A 16282-nucleotide genomic window follows, 5' to 3' on the forward strand; every position below is an offset into this window, starting at 1 on the left:
AGGAACCCCACATGACGAATACCCCGAACCGCGCCCCGCTGCGCCACGTGCTGGCCGACGACGATCTTTCCCCGGCGGAGCAGGCCGAAGTGCTGGCGCTGGCCGAGGAGCTGAAGGACAACCGCTACGGCAACGGCTACCGCACCCTGTTGGAGCGCCGCTCTGTCGCCGTGCTGTTCGACAAGACCTCTACGCGCACGCGCTTTTCTTTTGACGCCGGCATCACCGAGCTAGGTGGTAATGCCATCGTCGTAGACAGTGGAAGCTCGCAGATGGGAAAGGGAGAGACCTTCCAAGACACAGGCGCGGTGCTTTCCCGCTACGTCTCCGCGATCGTGTGGCGCACCGGCGCGCACGACAACCTGCACCAGATGGCAGAAACCGCGGGCGTGCCGATGATCAACTCCCTGTCCGACGACTTCCACCCCTGCCAGATCCTGGCGGACCTGGTGACCATCAAGGAGCACAAGGGCGAGCTGAAGGGCTTGAACGCCGTGTACTTCGGCGACGGTGCGAACAACATGGCCAACAGCTACATGCTGGGCTTCGCCACCGCGGGCGTGAACATCACCATCGCCGCACCCGAGGGCTTCCAGCCGGCCGCAGAATTCGTCGAGCGTGCACGGCAGCGCGCCGAGCAGACCGGTGCGACCGTGACCGTGACCGACAAGGTGGACGCCACCGGCGCGGACGTGGTGATCACCGATACCTGGCTGTCGATGGGGCAGGATGCCTCCGAGGACCGCAGTGCGCTGAAGGCCTACCAGGTCGATGCGGAACTGATGGGCACCGCCAAGGAAGACGCAATTTTCCTGCACTGCCTGCCGGCCTACCGGGGCAGCGAGGTCACCGCGGAGGTTATCGACGGGCCACAGTCCGTGGTATTCGATGAGGCAGAAAACCGCTTGCACGCACAAAAGGCGCTGATGGTATGGCTTCTTCGCTAACCCGCACCGCGCGACAGGACATGATCGGGCGCATCATCGGCGCCGAGAAGGTAGGCAGCCAGCGCCAGCTGCTGGGCATCCTGGTCAACCGCGGCATCGACGTCACCCAGGCGACCTTGTCGCGCGACCTGGTGGATCTGGGAGCCAAGAAGGTGCGCGTGGGCGGGGAGGTGTATTACTCCCTGTCCGACGACGTGCGTGTCGATGGCCCGGATAAGCTGCGCCGAGTATTGGGGGAGCTGCTGGTCGACCACGATCACTCCGGCAACATCGCAGTGCTGCGTACCCCACCCGGTGCCGCGCAGTACCTGGCCAGCATCCTCGACCGCTCGGACGTCAACCGAGTGGTGGCCACGATCGCTGGCGACGATACGGTGTTCGTCCTGGCGCGGGAGCCCCTCAGCGGTAAGGAGCTGGGGGAGTACTTCTACCACCTGGCGCAAAGCTAGAATGAATTAACTGATACTAGAGCAAGACCGCAAAAGACTGCATAAGACTTTCGAAGGGAAGCGTAAAGAAGAATGAAGGATCGCGTAGTACTCGCATACTCCGGCGGACTGGATACCACCGTTGCCATCAGCTGGATCGCCAAGGAGCGCAACGCAGAGGTCGTGTGTGTCTCCATCGACCTGGGCCAGGGCGGCGAGGACATGGAGACCGTCCGCCAGCGCGCACTGGGCGCCGGCGCCGTGGAATCCATCGTCGTGGACGCTCGCGATGAGTTCGCCAACGATTACTGCCTGCCGACCATCAAGGCCAACGGCATGTACATGAAGGAGTACCCGCTGGTCTCCGCGATCTCCCGCCCGCTGATCGTGAAGCACCTGTCCGAGGCCGCTGCCGAGCACGGCGGCACCGCCGTTGCCCACGGCTGCACCGGTAAGGGCAACGACCAGGTTCGCTTCGAGGTCGGCTTTGCCAACACCGCCCCCGACCTGGAGATCATCGCCCCGGTCCGCGACTACGCCTGGACTCGCGAGAAGGCCATCGCCTTCGCCGAGGAAAATGGCATCCCGATCGAGCAGTCCAAGAAGTCCCCGTTCTCCATTGACCAGAACGTTTGGGGCCGTGCCATTGAAACCGGCTTCCTGGAGGATCTGTGGAACGCCCCGACCAAGGACGTTTACGCCTACACCGAGGATCCGGGCCTGGGGCAGGCTCCGGATGAGGTCATCATCTCCTTCGAAGGCGGCAAGCCCGTCGCCATCGACGGCAAGAAGGTCACCGTGCTGGAGGCTATCGAAGAACTGAACCGCCGCGCCGGCGCCCAGGGTGTGGGTCGCCTGGACATGGTTGAGGATCGCCTGGTGGGCATCAAGTCCCGCGAGATCTACGAGGCTCCGGGTGCCATGACCCTGATCCGCGCACACGAGGCTTTGGAGGCAGTCACCGTCGAGCGCGAGCTGGCCCGCTACAAGCGCGGCATCGATGCTGAGTGGTCCAACCAGGTTTACGACGGCCTGTGGTTCAGCCCGCTGAAGCGCTCCCTGGATGCGTTCATCGAGTCCACCCAGACCCACGTCACTGGCGACATCCGCCTGGTTCTGCACGCTGGCTCCATCACCATCAACGGCCGCCGCTCCGGCAAGTCTCTGTACGACTTCAACCTGGCCACCTACGACGAGGGCGACTCTTTCGACCAGTCCATGGCCCGTGGCTTCGTGGAGCTGCACGGCCTGTCCTCCAAGATCGCGGCGAAGCGCGACCTGGCTAATTAGCGGCCAATCCCACCAGAGGCTCACCAGAGGCTAACGAGAGCAGAAAGGCACTGAACCCAACCATGACCACCGAGGCACACGGCACGAACGAGGGCGCCCTGTGGGGCGGCCGATTCTCCGGCGGCCCGACTGAGGCGATGGCTGCCCTGTCGAAGTCCACGCACTTCGACTGGGTCCTGGCCCCCTATGACGTGCTGGCCTCGCAGGCTCATGCACGGGTGCTACACAAGGCCAACCTGCTCAGCGACGAGGACTTCGATACCCTCATCGCTGGCTTGCAGAAACTGGGGAAGGACGTCGCCGATGGTTCCTTCGGCCCCGAACCCAGCGACGAGGACGTCCACGGCGCGATGGAACGCGGCCTGATTGATCGGGTCGGCCCAGAGGTCGGCGGTCGCCTGCGTGCGGGTCGTTCCCGCAATGACCAGGTCGCCACCCTGTTCCGCATGTGGCTGCGCGATGCGATCCGCGACATCACCGCGGGCGTACTGGACGTCGTCGACGCTCTGGTCGCCCAGTGTGATCGCCACCCGGAGGCCATCATGCCGGGCAAGACGCACTTCCAGGCCGCCCAGCCGGTGCTGCTGGCCCACCAGCTGCTGGCGCACGCGCATCCGCTGCTGCGCGATGTGCAGCGCTTCCAGGATCTGGATAAGCGCCTGGCAGTGTCCCCGTACGGTTCTGGTGCGCTCGCGGGTTCCTCCCTGGCGCTCGACCCGGAGGCCATCGCGGAGGAGCTCGGTTTTGACTCTGCTGCGGATAACTCTATTGACGCCACTAGTTCCCGCGACTTCGCATCCGAGGCAGCCTTCGTGTTTGCCCAGGTTGCAGTGGATCTTTCCCGTCTGGCAGAGGAAGTAATCGCCTGGTCCACCCCGGAGTTCGGTTACGTCACGCTGGCCGATGAGTGGTCCACCGGCTCGTCGATCATGCCGCAGAAGAAGAACCCGGACGTCGCAGAGCTCATGCGCGGCAAGACCGGCCGCCTGATCGGCAACGCCACCGGTCTGCTGGCCACCCTGAAGGCTATGCCGCTGGCCTACAACCGTGATCTGCAGGAGGACAAGGAGCCGATCGCGGATTCCGTGGCTCAGCTGAACCTGCTGCTCCCGGCGATGGCTGGCCTGGTCGATACGCTGACTTTCCACCCGGAGCACCTGCGTGAGCTCGCCCCGGCGGGTTTCACGCTGGCCACCGACCTGGCGGAGTGGATGGTGCGCCAGGGCGTGCCTTTCCGCGTCGCCCACGAGGCCTCCGGCTCTTGTGTCCGCATCGCGGAATCCCGCGGAGTGGATCTGGTGGACCTCACCGACGAGGAACTGGCGGGTGTGCACACGGCTCTGACTCCGGAGGTTCGCGAGGTGCTGACCATCGACGGTGCCGTGGCCTCCCGCGCTACCCGCGGTGGCACCGCTGGCGTGCGCGTGGCGGAGCAGAAGGAGCGCGTGCGCGAAGCCTCCTCTACCGACCGCAAGTGGGCTGAGAAGACCCGCCTGGTCTAAGCACCCAGGGAACCTAGGTTCAATCGGGTCTAGATCCCAACCCCGTGTTCATTCGCCCCGCCGGGCAGGTTGTGCAGACGCACTCCCTGCCCGGCGGCGTGCTTTGCGAAGCGTTCGACGAAGCTTGCCGAGCGCTTGCCGGACGCGCAGTAGACCACGACATCCACCGTGTCCTCCGCAGTGCCGTGTGCGCTGCTCATGCTCTCAAGCAGCTGCTCCGCCAGTTCCGGCTGCTCGCTCCACACGCTGGTGGGCAGGTGGTAACCGGGGTACTCGGAGAACGTCGGCAGGTCCTTGATGGCCTTTTCTCCCGGCTCGCGCACGTCAATCGCTATCGCAGCGCCGTCGGCTAGGTCGCGCAGTAGGCAGGCGGCTGTATCTTTTCCAGCCGCTGCAGGCCTACTATCCTGAGCTGCGTCAACCTCGCAGCTCGATGTTTCCTCCGCCATGATCTCGGTGACCGGCTTCCGCTTTGGGTCTGCGGTGACGTTGAAGTGCTGGATGTTGGCGCTAAGGGCGTCATAAATATGCAACCGCCCAACTTGCTGTGCGCGAGAGTCAGGATCGCGCAGGAACTTAATGGTTTCCGTGGCCATGAGGCTCGCGACTACCGCGGTCGTTACGCCCAGCACTCCGGCGGTGGCGCAGTCCGGCACGCTGTCCGGATCCGGTTGGGAGGGGTAGAGGTCGCGCATGCCGACGCCCCGGGCGGACTCCTCGGCGCTTATGTCAGCGCCCGGGCCGGACCACCAAACCGCCACGTCGCCACGGTAGCGCAGGACGGAACCCCAGACCAGGGGAGTGCCGGTGGCCTCGGCAGCATCAGCGGCCAGGAACTTCGTGGCGAAAGTATCCGAGCCGTCGATCAGCACGTCCACGCCTTCCAGCAGCTCGGCGGCGTTCTCAGCGCGGAAGCGACCGTGGATGCCGTGGAAGCGCAGTCCGGGCTGTAGCTCCCGCAGGCGCTCGCCGGCGACGTCCACCTTGGGGCGGCCGACGTCGCTGGCGCCGAAGAGGATTTGGCGGTGGATGTTCGTGATGTCCACCGTGTCGTCATCGATGACGGAAATCTCGCCGATCCCCGCTGCAGCCAGCGACTGCATCAAGGGGCAGCCGAGGCCACCCGCGCCGATCACCAGCACATGCGCCTCGTGCAGGCGCTCCTGTTCTCGCAGGCCGTGTCCCGGAAGGATCGTCTGCCGCGCCACCCGCTTCAGTTCATCGGCGGGCAGCGAAGTGTATTCGCTGAACATCACAGCACCTCGTCTGCCCAGCCATCCCAGCTGGCCAAACCGTCGAAGCTAGAGGACGCCAACGCACCCTGGGCATGCGTGCGCTGGGGAATGCGCCCAGCCCCGCGTGCCAATCGGCCGGCCTCCACGGCCGCTTTCATGGCCTGCGCCATCGCCACCGGATCCTGGCAGCGGTTTACCGCGCTGGCTAGCAGCACACCGGAACAGCCCAGCTCCATCGCCAGCGCCGCGTCGGAGGCCGTGCCCACGCCCGCGTCCAGCAGCACCGGCACCTGGGCGCGCGAACAGATCAGTTCGATGTTGTGCGGGTTCAGGATCCCCAGCCCCGTGCCGATCGGCGAACCCAGCGGCATGACAGCATGCACGCCCACGTCCTCCAGCCGCCGGGCTACTACCGGGTCGTCGCTGGTGTAGGCAAGCACCACGAAGCCTTCGGCCACCAGCATCTCGCAGGCATCCACCAGCTCCACCACGTCGGGCAGCAGCGTGTGGTCGTCGGCGATGACCTCTACCTTCACCCAGTTCGTCCCCAGTGCCTCGCGCGCCAGCTGGGCCGTCAGCATCGCATCGCGCGCCGTCTGGCATCCCGCGGTGTTCGGCAACACGTCTATACCCAGGCGGTTCAGTAGCTCGAAGACGCTCTCACCGCCGCCGGTAGTTTGTGCGCTGTGGCGGCGCATCGCCACCGTGGTTAGCTGCGTGCCACTGGCAACCAGCGCATCCTCCAGCAGTGACTGGCTGCTGGCGCCACCGGTGCCCATGACAAGGTGGGAATCGAATTCCTTATCCGCAATCTTCAGCATCGCCGGTTACTCCTAGCCGCCCTGGACGGCGATCAGGATGTCCACCGCGTCGCCGTCGTCCAGGGTGCGCCCCCAGTCGCTAGCCGGAACGACCGCGCGGTTCACTGCCACTGCGACCCCCTTCGCGCCCTCCGCAGCAGAGGCCTCGCGGCCCGTTTCCGCAGCCACGACTTCCGCCACACTCGGCGCGTTTTCTGCCGACCGCGGTTCGTCATTCACCGTGTAGTTCATGAAAACTCCTTAGCTTTACGGCTTTACCTTGCAAGATCTTCTGTGCAGCGCCCGCGCACGCCCCTCTAGGCGTGGCGCAGTGGCGCGCAACTGGCCAGATCGATCTCCGGTTCCAACGTGGGTACCGGCTGGCCCATTCCCAGTGCTGCCCCCACTTTAGCCCCCAACGCGGACAGCAGAATTCCGTGGCGGAAGTAGCCAGTGGAAATCACCAGCTTCTCGCCGATTTTCCCCAGGTAGGGCAGGTCGTCGGGCGTGCCCGGCCGTTCGCCGGTGATCGCTTCAATGAATTCGCACTCCTGGATGCCCGGCACAATCCGAATCGCATCGCGCAGCAGCGTGTACACCCCGTCCACCGCGGGGCCACGACGGGCGTCTTCGCGGCTGGTCGCACCGACCGCGATTGTGCCGTCGGTCCGCGGGATGATGTACACCGGCCGGTCCTCCACGAATCCCCGGATCACGCGCCCCACGGGCGGCTCCATTCCCTCGGGCACCCGCAGCCGCAGCATATCGCCGCGCACCGGGCGCAGCTTCAGCGGAGACTTCTCGCCCTCGTACCAGCCCTTTACCTGCCCGGCGCCTAGCCCGTTGCACAGGTACACCATGTCGGCCGTGTACGTCGCGGCGTCTGTGGTGACGGTACCGTCCTCGATGCTGTCCACCCGCTCGCCGAGGATCGCCACGCCCATGTTCCGCAGCGCATCCAGCAGCGCCGCACAGTACATGCGCGGGTTCACCTGGTGGTCGCCGGGGATCTCGACCACACCGGATAGCTGCGGGCTGAGTCCCCACTCTGCCTTGCGCGCCTGGCGCAGCGGCAGGCGCTGTACCTCCATGCCGTGGCCGTGCTGGTGTTCCGTCAGCTCGTTGAGGTGCCGCGCGTCCGCTCGATCCGCCCCCACCACAAAGGTCGATTCTGTTCTGTGCCCTGTGCTGAGGTTCGTCTTTTCGCCCAGCCGTTGCAGCAGGTCGTCGTACAAGTTTTTGGACGCCACCATCAGCGGGTATAACGGCTCCTGCTTATACTGCACTTCTGCGACCGGGGCCAGCATGCCGCCAGCGACGAAGGAGGCCCCGCTGACTGGCGCGGGGTCGATCACCGCCACGGTAGCCGGATCTGCCCCGAGATCCACTAGCTTGAAAGCTGTGGATAGGCCCACGATCCCCGCGCCCACCACGATGTGTGCGTGGTGCTGGGTGCGTTCGGTGTGTTGGGGGTGCTGGGAACTGTCGGGACTGGGATTAGTCACGTGTCTCACTCTTTCTTGTGCGGGTTGCAAGTGGTGGGCGTCACGAAGAAAAACCAGCGAGCACTTGCCGGGCCGTAGCGCGCGGATCGGCCGAATTCATGAATTCGCGAACGATCGCAACTCCCGCAACTCCCGTGGCAGCCAGGTCGGCTGCATCCTCCGCATGAACGTCGCCGATGGCGACCACCGGCACTCGCGAGGCCTCTACTAGCGCGGGATAGCCCTCCAGCCCCAGCGGCTCGCGGCCGGAATCCTTGGTAGGGGTTGGGCGGAAAGGCCCTGCGCCGATGTAGTCGATCACGTTGGCATACTCATTGGCCTGCTGAACCAGGGGCAGGGTGCCGGTGGTCAGCCCGATGATGGCATCCTTGCCCAGCAACTGGCGAGCCAAGCGTGGGTCCAGGTCGTCCTGGCCGATGTGTACGCCGTGGATGTTGTGCTCCGGCATGAGGGCAGCCGCAACATCCACGCGGTCGTCAATCAGCACTTTGGTGGCCGGGTTGGCCTTCTGCACCGCGGCGGCGACCTCGATGGCCAGAGCCGTCAGGTCACGCACACTAATGGGTTTGCTGCGCACCTGCACCACGCCCGCACCTCCGGCGGCCGCCGCGGCGGCGACGTCGACGACCTTCTCGTGCGGTGTGCCGGTAACCAGGTAGCAGCGCAGATCGACGTTAGCGCTCACCGTGCGCTGCCGCCTCCTTCTGCAGATCCTCGGCAACTTCCTTGGCCTCGTCGCGGTTTAGGTACAGCTGGGAGCCCGCACGGCGGAACTCCTCGGCCATCTCTTCCTCGCCCGCAGCGCTGGCCTTGGCATCTGTAGCGTCCACGCCGTCTACGCTTTGTCGGCCGAAGCCCGGCAGACCCAGGTCCTTGACCAGCGACTGCTTCTGATCGGTGGCCAGTGCCTCGTCGATCTCGTCGCCGAAAGCATCGCGGATGTCTTGGCTAATGCGCATGGAGCAGAACTTCGGGCCACACATGGAGCAGAAGTGCGCGGTCTTCGCCGGCTCCGCAGGCAGGGTCTCGTCGTGGTACGCCTGCGCGGTGTCCGGGTCCAGGGAAAGGGCGAACTGGTCGTGCCAGCGGAACTCGAAGCGGGCCTTACTCATGGCGTCATCCCACTCGTGGGCGCCCGGGTGGCCCTTAGCAACGTCGGCGGCGTGGGCGGACACCTTGTAGGTGATCACACCGGTCTTCACGTCATCCTTGTTCGGCAGACCCAAGTGCTCCTTCGGGGTGACGTAGCACAGCATCGCGGTGCCACCCATGGCGATGTTTGCCGCACCGATGGCGGAGGTGATGTGGTCGTACCCCGGAGCGATATCCGTAACCAGCGGCCCCAGGGTGTAGAACGGTGCGCCGCCGCACCATTCTTGCTCCTTTTCGTTGTTGACCTGCACCATGTTCAGTGGCACGTGGCCCGGGCCTTCGACCATGACCTGGACGTCGTACTCCCAGGCGCGGTGGGTCAGCTCGCCGATGGTCTTCAGCTCTGCGAACTGGGCTGCGTCGTTGGCGTCCGCGATGGAGCCGGGGCGCAGGCCGTCGCCTAGAGAGAAGGCGACGTCGTACTTAGCGAAGATCTCGCACAGTTCGTCGAAGTTTTCGTAGAGGAAGGATTCCTTATGGTGTGCCAGGCACCAGCCCGCCATGATGGAACCACCGCGAGACACGATGCCGGTAACGCGCTTGGTGGTCAGCGGCACGAACGGCAGGCGCACGCCAGCGTGGATGGTCATGTAGTCCACGCCCTGCTCGCACTGCTCGATGACGGTATCGCGGAAGATCTCCCAGGTCAGATCCTCGGCCACGCCGTCGACCTTCTCCAGGGCTTGGTAGATCGGCACGGTGCCGATGGGTACAGGGGAGTTGCGCAGGATCCATTCGCGGGTGGTGTGAATGTCGTTACCGGTGGACAGATCCATCACGGTGTCCGCACCCCAGCGGGTGGCCCAACGCAGCTTGTCGACCTCTTCGCGGATGGAGGAAGTGACGGCGGAGTTACCGATGTTGGCGTTGATCTTCGTGGTGAAGGCGTTGCCGATGATCATCGGCTCGGATTCCGGGTGGTTAACGTTGTTCGGGATGATGGCCTTGCCGGAGGCAACCTGCTCGCGGACCTTCTCTACGTCGCAGTGCTCGCGCAGCGCCACGTACTCCATCTCCGGGGTGATGATGCCCTGGCGGGCGTAGTGCATCTGGGTAACGCGCTTGCCGTCCTTGGCGCGCAGGGTGGGGCGGGTGGAACCCTTCCATTCCTCGCTGGCCTCGCCACGCTTGACTGCACGGTTGCCGTCATCCAGCAGGTTGCGGCGGCGCCCCTCGTAGGGCTCCACGTCGCCACGAGCTTCGATCCATTCGCTGCGCAGCCCTTCCAGTCCCTTGGTCGGCTCGGCCCACGGTCCGCGGGTCCGGTAGATCCTCACTGGCGCGTTGGGGCCGGTCGGTGAGTCGTCCAGCTGAATCTCCGTCTCCGGAACCTGCAGCTTGAAGGTCTTGCCGAAGGATTCCACGGTCTTCTCGATGGGGGAGAAGCTGTGCTTCGGGTGGATCTCCGCGCCGTACTCGTCGGTGGGGGTGGCAGCGGTGTTCTGGGTAGACGTGTCCGTCATTAAAGACTCTCCTGACTCTTCCTTCGCTGGTTCTAACCAGACAGGTTCTAGCGGTACCCGCGCGGGATGTAGCGCGGTCTCAGCTCGATACCTCGAGCGCCCGTGTTCGGTTGTGCTTTCCACTGTAACGCACCTCTCACAAGCGTGTAGTTTCGCCCTGTCAGCTTGATCGGTTTGACCTGAAAAGTAGCTGCGTGTGAAATAAGATCAGGCCTATGACGAGCCCATACCCCAGCAGCTTGAACGCCAATAACGGCAAAAAGAGCAGTTCAAAGTTTTTCCTTGTAGTTGTGTTGCTGCTGATAGCAGCGGTTGCTTATGTGGTTGGCTCGGGGAATTTCCCCGGCAGTCTTACCGGATCTGGCGGGAAGTCTTATGACACCAGCAAGCCTTTGAAAATTGTCGCTGCTACAGAGCTGTCGGATATGGAACCGTTTATCCAACAGGCTTCCTCGGACTTGGGGTTCGAGATTGAAATGGAGTACGACAGTGGCACTCTCGTCAACACTCGTAACCTGGTGGATGGTGATTATGGGGATAAGTATGACGCCACCTGGTTTGCAACCAACGCTTTTGCCAGAGCGGAGGGCTCATCCCAGCAGTCCGAAGATCACAGCATTGCCCGTTCGCCGGTAGCTCTGGGGCTCAAACAGGACGCGGTCAATCGCCTGGGATGGCGCAATAAGGACGTCAAGTGGTCGGATATCGCTGAGGCCGTAAAGCGCGGTGATCTTACGTTCGGCATGACAGATCCGCAGGAATCCAACTCCGGTTTCCTTACTCTTCTTTCGGTCGCGGCGGCACTGAGCAATTCTCCGCAGGGGCAGAAGTTCGATCTTTCGACGGCGTTTCTCGACAAGCCACGTATGAAGGACTTCTTCTCTGGCCAGACGATCACTTCCGGATCCTCCGGTTGGCTGCGCGATACCTTCGTAAAGAACCCTGGCAAGGCGGATGGCATCTTCAACTATCAATCCGTTCTGCAATCGATGAAGGAAAACGACGGGGTAGATATTGAAGTAATCGTCCCCGGGGATGCCGCGGGCGCTGCTGATTACCCTCTCTCGGCGCTCACGAAGCCCGGAGAAACGGGGCCTGAGGCGGACACCGTAGCGAAGGTCGAAGCCCTAGCCGATTGGTTTAAAGAGCACAGCGAAGAGGTAGGGGAGCGAACCCACCTGATCGTTTCGGGCAAGGACGCGGAAAACAAGGGCACCCAGAACTACTACGAGTATCCGACGTCGAAGGATCACATTCGTTCTCTTGTCAGCCTGTATCGTGATGACCTTCGCCGCCCCGCTGACAGCAACTTCCTGCTCGACACGTCCGGCTCGATGCGGGGCAACCGACTGGCAGATCTGAAGGGCATCCTGAACAGGCTTATTGACGGCACCGCAGGCGAAGCCGGTAATCCGAAGGGATTCGGCCGCCGCGAAACGATCACCCTTATGCCTTTCAGTAGCAAGGTTGCCGATGGATACACCCAGGAGCACTACGACCCGGACAGCGCGGAGCAGAGTCGAGGCCTGCGGGATTACGTCAATGGTCTGCAGCCCCGTGGTGAAACCGCGATTTATGACGCCGTGTTGCGCGCCTACGACCGTGTGGGCGAAGGCGGCGGTTCCCTGAATTCGATTGTGCTGATGACCGACGGTGAGTCGAACTCCGGCACGAATCGCCAGGAGTTCATCACCAAGATGAAGCGCAAGATGGCCGAGACTGACCGCAAGATCCCGGTGTTCGTCATCCTCTATGGGGAAGCCAGCGAGGAGGAGATGAACTTCCTGGCGGACTTCACCGGTGGCAAGGTTTTCAACGCTCGTAGCGGTGATCTGTCTAAGGCGTTCGAAGAGATCCGCAGTTACCAGTAGGCCGCAATCAGTAGGCCGCAATCAGTAGGACAGGGTAGGAAAGAAACCATGAACTCCAAGTACTTTCCGAAAATCGTTGCTGGACTTGTCGTTTTCGTCGCGATCGTGGGCTTGCATGCTGCGGTGGATCTAGGATCTCTGTGGATCGTCGTGGCGGGAGCCCTCGCCGGTGCTGCTGGGATGCTCATGCCGGAAGGACAGGAACAAAAGTCGCTAGAGGGGAAGCCAGTCCAGGATGGGAAGCACTCTCTGGAAAAGAAACGGCACGAACCTTTTAGTAAACCAGCTCCCGCGTTCTATGAGGTTCCTACCGAGTCCCTACAGGGCATCCGCACCCACTCTAAGCATCTCAAAGAATCCGTGCGCGTCTCCGGCCAGCAGCGCCAAGAGTTCTACGCGGATCTCGATCATTTCTACAGCACGTGCAAGGACGTTGTGCACGAGTGGGATCACTTGGCTGCGGATCCGCCGCAAGAGAACAAGGTTCGCCGCATTTTGGACGTCTATTTCCCAGAGACCTGCCGAATTCTTGATGACATGCCGACTGCAACGCATAACCAGGCCGTTGAGGATTTCCGTGCTTCGCTGGCAGTTTTGCAATCGGAAATGGACAAAGTCCACCAAGCGATCATGCAAGATAACCTCCAAGAGCTGAAGGACAATCGCACATTCCTAGAACTAGAATTCGGCGTGCTACGGAAGCCCGAGGAATGAGTATAAATCAATTAGGTTTCAAGATAATGCATCGGTTTGCGCACAAATAGAGTTGAAGAAATGACTAATGCTTTCTCCAAAAAGACCGCCAGTATTCTCCTCGTATTTATCCTTGTTGTGTTTTTTGTGGCTGTGGGGACTGTAGCCAAGAAACGTGATGGAGGAGAAGATGAGCGCCCGCTGCGGATAGTGATGGCGAATGACATTCCATTCAGTCCGTTCCTGTGGGTAGAAGCGAAGCGTGACTACGGAATGCAAGTCGAGATTGACCTCGGGGGAGACACAGTTGAGCTTTCCCGGAAGATTGCTAATGGGGAGCTAGGGGATGAGTACGATGCAGTCTGGTTGGCGACTAACTCCTATGTGAACCTGCAAAACAATGAGGCGCTCGGAGAGAGCTACGGGTTGGCTTCGGATACGTTGGGGCTCGCATTAAGGAGCAAAGACCTGGATCGTTTGGGATGGCGGAAGAAGCAAGTTACGTGGAACGATGTCCGGGAAGCGGTCACAAGGGGAGACCTAACTTTTGGTATGGCAGATCCGGGCAAATCCAACCTGGGTATGCAGTCTCTGATCGGCATACTATACAAGATCGGGGGCTTGCAATCAGATGACTTAGCAGAAGAGGTTGCAGGTAAAGTCATCCTCAATTGAAGAAGTTTTTCGGCGCTCAGGTGCTTTTAAGCGATACTTCTGATGAATTGTATGACAGATTCTCTGCTACAGATGATGTTGCTCAAGCAGTTTTCGCGTTTTCTTCTGATGAGAAACTTTTAAGGGATAACGGAGAAATTACCTTTGTTATCCCCGCTGACAGGATCGGGTTTAACGACTTTCCGATTTCGGTGATCAAGAATCCAGATGACGAAGAAGCTGAGGCTTCTGCTCATGCTAAGACGAAAGCCTTCGCTGATTGGATCACTCAACATGGCAACGAACTCCGGGATAAAATACGAGTTGAATTGGGCGACTCACCTGGGCAACGCCGTGCTGATACAACCACTCATAAGCTCCCTAGCTCCAAGCAGGAGTTCGATAACACATTGCGCTTTTATCGGGAGGAGCTGCTTCGCCCCAGAGACATCAACCTGCTAGTCGACGTTTCCGCTTCCATGCAAGGGGAAAACCTTAGGGAAGTAAAGAAGGACGTACTCGATTTGCTTGGTGAACAAGCGGGGGTCGATGGCAGAGCGGTAAATATCACAACATCCAGTACATCCTCGAGCAAAGCGTTCACCCAAAAGGACTATTCCTCAGATGATCCAAAGCATGCACACGCTCTAAAGGATTACGTAGACCGTATGGCGCCCCGGCAAGAGGCCAATATCTATTACCAGCTGTACAGGGAATACCTGCGAATTCCGCGAAGAGGAAACTTGATTCAAGGACAGTCAATAGTCTTGCTGACCAGTGGAACACCTGCCAAAGGTGTGGACTATGCGGAATGGTCGCACGAACTGAGGTACAGGGAGCGCAAGGAGGGGGTAATTTTCCCCGTATACATCGTCCATTACGGCAATGAAAACGCAGAGGACATGCAGCGTCTTGCTGAAGAGACCGGCGGTGAAGTCTTTAAGGCCAAAGAGGGCGGCCTGGCCACTGCCCTGGACAGGGCCAGTAAGTATTGGGCTACGTAGGGGGCGTCACTAAGAGAGTAGCCCAAGCCACCAGCTAGACTGGGCAACATGATTGACCAGAAGCTCCTAGAGATCCTCGCGTGCCCCATCGACAAGCAGCCACTGGAGGATCACGGTGACTATTTGGTGAACCCCCGCCTGAACAAGGCCTATCCGGTGCAGGACGGCATCCCGGTATTGCTGGTCGAAGAAGCTCAAGACTGGCCGGTCAAGTAACCCCGTCAAGTAGCAACGCATAAAAGAGGAACGAGAACGAATACGCATGAGCGACAACAAGAACATCATTGACGAGTTGCAGTGGCGCGGCCTGATTAATCAGTCCACGGACCTGGAGGCGCTGAAGGAGGCCACGCAGAACCCCATCACTCTGTACTGCGGTTTCGACCCGACGGGTAGCTCCCTGCACGCGGGCCACCTGGTGCCGCTGATTATGTTGAAGCGCTTCCAGCAGTTCGGCCACCGCCCGATCACCCTGGCCGGTGGCGCGACCGGCATGATCGGCGACCCGCGCGATGTGGGCGAACGCTCCATGCTTTCCGAAGAGCAGATCGGTGAGAACATGGTGGCCATCAAGAAGCAGCTGGAGGCATTCGTCGATTTCACCGGCGAAAGCGACGTGGACAGCCCGGCCGTGATGGTTAACAACGCTGACTGGATCAGTCAGATGAACGTCATTGAGTACCTGCGCGATGTCGGCAAGAACTTCTCGCTGAACACCATGCTGGACCGCGATACCGTGAAGCGCCGCTTGGAATCGGATGGCATTTCTTACACCGAGTTTTCCTACATGCTGCTGCAGGCCAACGACTACGTGCACCTGCATAACGAGTACGACTGCGTGCTGCAGATCGGCGGTGGCGACCAGTGGGGCAACATCGTTTCTGGTGTGGATCTGAACCGCCGCGTGAACGGCGCCAAGGTGCACGGCCTGACCGTGCCGCTGGTCACCGACGCGGAGGGCAACAAGTTCGGCAAGTCCACCGGCGGCGGCAAGCTGTGGCTGGATCCGCAGCTGACCAGCCCGTACTCCTGGTACCAGTACTTCATCAACGCAGGCGATACCGTAGTGATCGATTACCTGCGCTGGTTTACCTTCCTTTCCCAGGAGGAGATCGCGGAGCTGGAGCGCAAGGTCGCCGAGGAGCCCTTCAAGCGCGAGGCGCAGCGAGTTCTGGCCCGCGAGATGACCACTCTGGTGCACGGCGCTGCTGCTACTGAGGCCGTGGAGCTGGCCGCCCAGGCGCTGTTCGGCAAGGCGGAGCTGCACGACCTGGACGAGGCCACCCTGTCTTCCGCACTGCAGGAAACCGAGGTTGCCGAGGTCGGTTCCGATGCCACCATCCTGGACCTACTCGTCGAGTCCGGCCTGGAGAAGTCCAAGGGTGCCGCCCGTCGAACCGTCGGGGAGGGTGGCGCTTACGTGAACAACCAGCGCATCGAGGACATCGAATGGTCGCCGTCCGCCGACGATCTGCTGCACGGATCGTGGCTGGTGCTGCGCAAGGGCAAGAAGCGTTTCGCCGGTGCGCGCGTTGGGGCTTCTTCTTAGTGACGCCACCCCGAACGGCCTTTATGCGTTAAACAGATCCCTTGGTAGTTGCATTTCCCGCTTCTACCAGGGGATTTGTGTGTTTCTTCGGGGTGGGTGTACATTAAATCAAGTCGCCGAGAGCGAGTGGGGAACACAAACCTTACTGGTGCGATCGGTGTGCGTAGGTTGTTTGAGAACTCAATAGCG

At 61.5% G+C, this 16282-nt stretch carries 16 protein-coding genes and 1 riboswitch; of the genes, 10 read left to right on the top strand and 6 right to left on the bottom strand.

The features are described 5' to 3' along the window. Positions 1 to 11 precede the first annotated feature (11 nt). The 4 genes from argF to argH all read left to right on the top strand — a co-directional run bounded on the left by argF (position 12) and on the right by argH (position 4167). Complete coding sequence (gene argF / locus HMPREF2678_RS01530; RefSeq protein ID WP_070550594.1) at positions 12 to 947, top strand: ornithine carbamoyltransferase; 936 nt, start codon at positions 12 to 14, stop codon at positions 945 to 947. Then, the gene (gene argR, locus HMPREF2678_RS01535; protein WP_034966094.1) at positions 932 to 1396 is read left to right on the top strand and encodes an arginine repressor; all 465 of its coding nucleotides are present in this window, start codon (positions 932 to 934) and stop codon (positions 1394 to 1396) included. The genes argF and argR overlap by 16 nt, the downstream gene beginning before the upstream one ends. Positions 1397 to 1468: 72 nt before the next feature. After that, positions 1469 to 2665 (top strand): argininosuccinate synthase, encoded by a 1197-nt coding sequence (locus HMPREF2678_RS01540; RefSeq protein WP_070550595.1) that lies wholly within the window; start codon positions 1469 to 1471, stop codon positions 2663 to 2665. A gap of 62 nt (positions 2666 to 2727) precedes the next feature. Next, positions 2728 to 4167: an argininosuccinate lyase gene (argH, locus tag HMPREF2678_RS01545; protein ID WP_035002556.1), complete on the top strand. Its 1440-nt coding sequence runs from the start codon at positions 2728 to 2730 to the stop codon at positions 4165 to 4167. Between the two features lie 29 nt (positions 4168 to 4196). On the opposite strand, the gene HMPREF2678_RS01550 is transcribed toward argH, so the two are convergent. From HMPREF2678_RS01550 to thiC, 6 genes are all read right to left on the bottom strand, one after another. Next, positions 4197 to 5420, bottom strand: a complete 1224-nt coding sequence (locus HMPREF2678_RS01550) for a ThiF family adenylyltransferase (protein WP_070550596.1) — start codon at positions 5418 to 5420, stop codon at positions 4197 to 4199. Beyond that, entirely contained in the window at positions 5420 to 6223 is an 804-nt protein-coding gene (locus tag HMPREF2678_RS01555; RefSeq protein ID WP_034966104.1) for a thiazole synthase, read from the bottom strand. The genes HMPREF2678_RS01550 and HMPREF2678_RS01555 overlap by 1 nt, the downstream gene beginning before the upstream one ends. Positions 6224 to 6235: 12 nt before the next feature. After that, positions 6236 to 6454 (bottom strand): sulfur carrier protein ThiS, encoded by a 219-nt coding sequence (thiS, locus tag HMPREF2678_RS01560; RefSeq protein WP_034993379.1) that lies wholly within the window; start codon positions 6452 to 6454, stop codon positions 6236 to 6238. Positions 6455 to 6519: 65 nt separating this feature from the next. Continuing rightward, positions 6520 to 7638 carry a glycine oxidase ThiO gene (gene thiO, locus HMPREF2678_RS01565; protein ID WP_070550604.1) on the bottom strand — a complete coding sequence of 373 codons (1119 nt, stop codon included), beginning with the start codon at positions 7636 to 7638 and terminating at the stop codon, positions 6520 to 6522. Positions 7639 to 7747: 109 nt separating this feature from the next. Next, the gene (locus HMPREF2678_RS01570; protein WP_070550597.1) at positions 7748 to 8392 is read right to left on the bottom strand and encodes a thiamine phosphate synthase; all 645 of its coding nucleotides are present in this window, start codon (positions 8390 to 8392) and stop codon (positions 7748 to 7750) included. After that, positions 8382 to 10322, bottom strand: coding sequence for a phosphomethylpyrimidine synthase ThiC (gene thiC / locus HMPREF2678_RS01575; RefSeq protein ID WP_034966112.1), 1941 nt, complete (start codon positions 10320 to 10322; stop codon positions 8382 to 8384). The genes HMPREF2678_RS01570 and thiC overlap by 11 nt, the downstream gene beginning before the upstream one ends. After that, a riboswitch (TPP riboswitch) is annotated at positions 10323 to 10436 on the bottom strand. It lies immediately after the preceding gene. A gap of 311 nt (positions 10437 to 10747) precedes the next feature. On the opposite strand from thiC, the gene HMPREF2678_RS01580 reads away from it, so the two are divergent. Genes HMPREF2678_RS01580 through tyrS form a run of 6 tightly spaced genes read left to right on the top strand, consistent with a single transcriptional unit; the run spans position 10748 to position 16093 of the window. Continuing rightward, on the top strand, positions 10748 to 12193 hold the full coding sequence (locus HMPREF2678_RS01580) for a vWA domain-containing protein (RefSeq protein WP_246817857.1): 1446 nt from the start codon (positions 10748 to 10750) through the stop codon (positions 12191 to 12193). A 48-nt stretch (positions 12194 to 12241) separates the two neighbouring features. Beyond that, complete coding sequence (locus HMPREF2678_RS01585) at positions 12242 to 12907, top strand: hypothetical protein (protein WP_005295687.1); 666 nt, start codon at positions 12242 to 12244, stop codon at positions 12905 to 12907. Between the two features lie 60 nt (positions 12908 to 12967). After that, positions 12968 to 13561 (top strand): substrate-binding domain-containing protein, encoded by a 594-nt coding sequence (locus HMPREF2678_RS01590; RefSeq protein WP_070550599.1) that lies wholly within the window; start codon positions 12968 to 12970, stop codon positions 13559 to 13561. Beyond that, on the top strand, positions 13558 to 14544 hold the full coding sequence (locus tag HMPREF2678_RS01595; protein WP_070550600.1) for a VWA domain-containing protein: 987 nt from the start codon (positions 13558 to 13560) through the stop codon (positions 14542 to 14544). Before HMPREF2678_RS01590 ends, HMPREF2678_RS01595 begins: the two co-directional genes overlap by 4 nt. A gap of 48 nt (positions 14545 to 14592) precedes the next feature. Further along, positions 14593 to 14760, top strand: a complete 168-nt coding sequence (locus HMPREF2678_RS01600; RefSeq protein WP_034966121.1) for a Trm112 family protein — start codon at positions 14593 to 14595, stop codon at positions 14758 to 14760. Positions 14761 to 14806: 46 nt separating this feature from the next. Next, positions 14807 to 16093, top strand: coding sequence for a tyrosine--tRNA ligase (gene tyrS / locus HMPREF2678_RS01605; RefSeq protein WP_070550601.1), 1287 nt, complete (start codon positions 14807 to 14809; stop codon positions 16091 to 16093). Positions 16094 to 16282 lie beyond the last annotated feature (189 nt).

The organism is Corynebacterium sp. HMSC058E07 (assembly GCF_001809885.1).
Classification (GTDB): domain Bacteria; phylum Actinomycetota; class Actinomycetes; order Mycobacteriales; family Mycobacteriaceae; genus Corynebacterium; species Corynebacterium macclintockiae.

Bases quoted from the DNA above. Each gene is read 5' to 3' on its own strand.
- argF (WP_070550594.1), top strand. From the start codon at position 12: ATGACGAATACCCCGAACCGCGCCCCGCTGCGCCACGTGCTGGCCGAC.
- argR (WP_034966094.1), top strand. From the start codon at position 932: ATGGCTTCTTCGCTAACCCGCACCGCGCGACAGGACATGATCGGGCGC.
- HMPREF2678_RS01540 (WP_070550595.1), top strand. From the start codon at position 1,469: ATGAAGGATCGCGTAGTACTCGCATACTCCGGCGGACTGGATACCACC.
- argH (WP_035002556.1), top strand. From the start codon at position 2,728: ATGACCACCGAGGCACACGGCACGAACGAGGGCGCCCTGTGGGGCGGC.
- HMPREF2678_RS01550 (WP_070550596.1), bottom strand. From the start codon at position 5,420: ATGTTCAGCGAATACACTTCGCTGCCCGCCGATGAACTGAAGCGGGTG.
- HMPREF2678_RS01555 (WP_034966104.1), bottom strand. From the start codon at position 6,223: ATGCTGAAGATTGCGGATAAGGAATTCGATTCCCACCTTGTCATGGGC.
- thiS (WP_034993379.1), bottom strand. From the start codon at position 6,454: ATGAACTACACGGTGAATGACGAACCGCGGTCGGCAGAAAACGCGCCG.
- thiC (WP_034966112.1), bottom strand. From the start codon at position 10,322: ATGACGGACACGTCTACCCAGAACACCGCTGCCACCCCCACCGACGAG.
- HMPREF2678_RS01580 (WP_246817857.1), top strand. From the start codon at position 10,748: ATGGAACCGTTTATCCAACAGGCTTCCTCGGACTTGGGGTTCGAGATT.
- HMPREF2678_RS01585 (WP_005295687.1), top strand. From the start codon at position 12,242: ATGAACTCCAAGTACTTTCCGAAAATCGTTGCTGGACTTGTCGTTTTC.
- HMPREF2678_RS01590 (WP_070550599.1), top strand. From the start codon at position 12,968: ATGACTAATGCTTTCTCCAAAAAGACCGCCAGTATTCTCCTCGTATTT.
- HMPREF2678_RS01600 (WP_034966121.1), top strand. From the start codon at position 14,593: ATGATTGACCAGAAGCTCCTAGAGATCCTCGCGTGCCCCATCGACAAG.
- tyrS (WP_070550601.1), top strand. From the start codon at position 14,807: ATGAGCGACAACAAGAACATCATTGACGAGTTGCAGTGGCGCGGCCTG.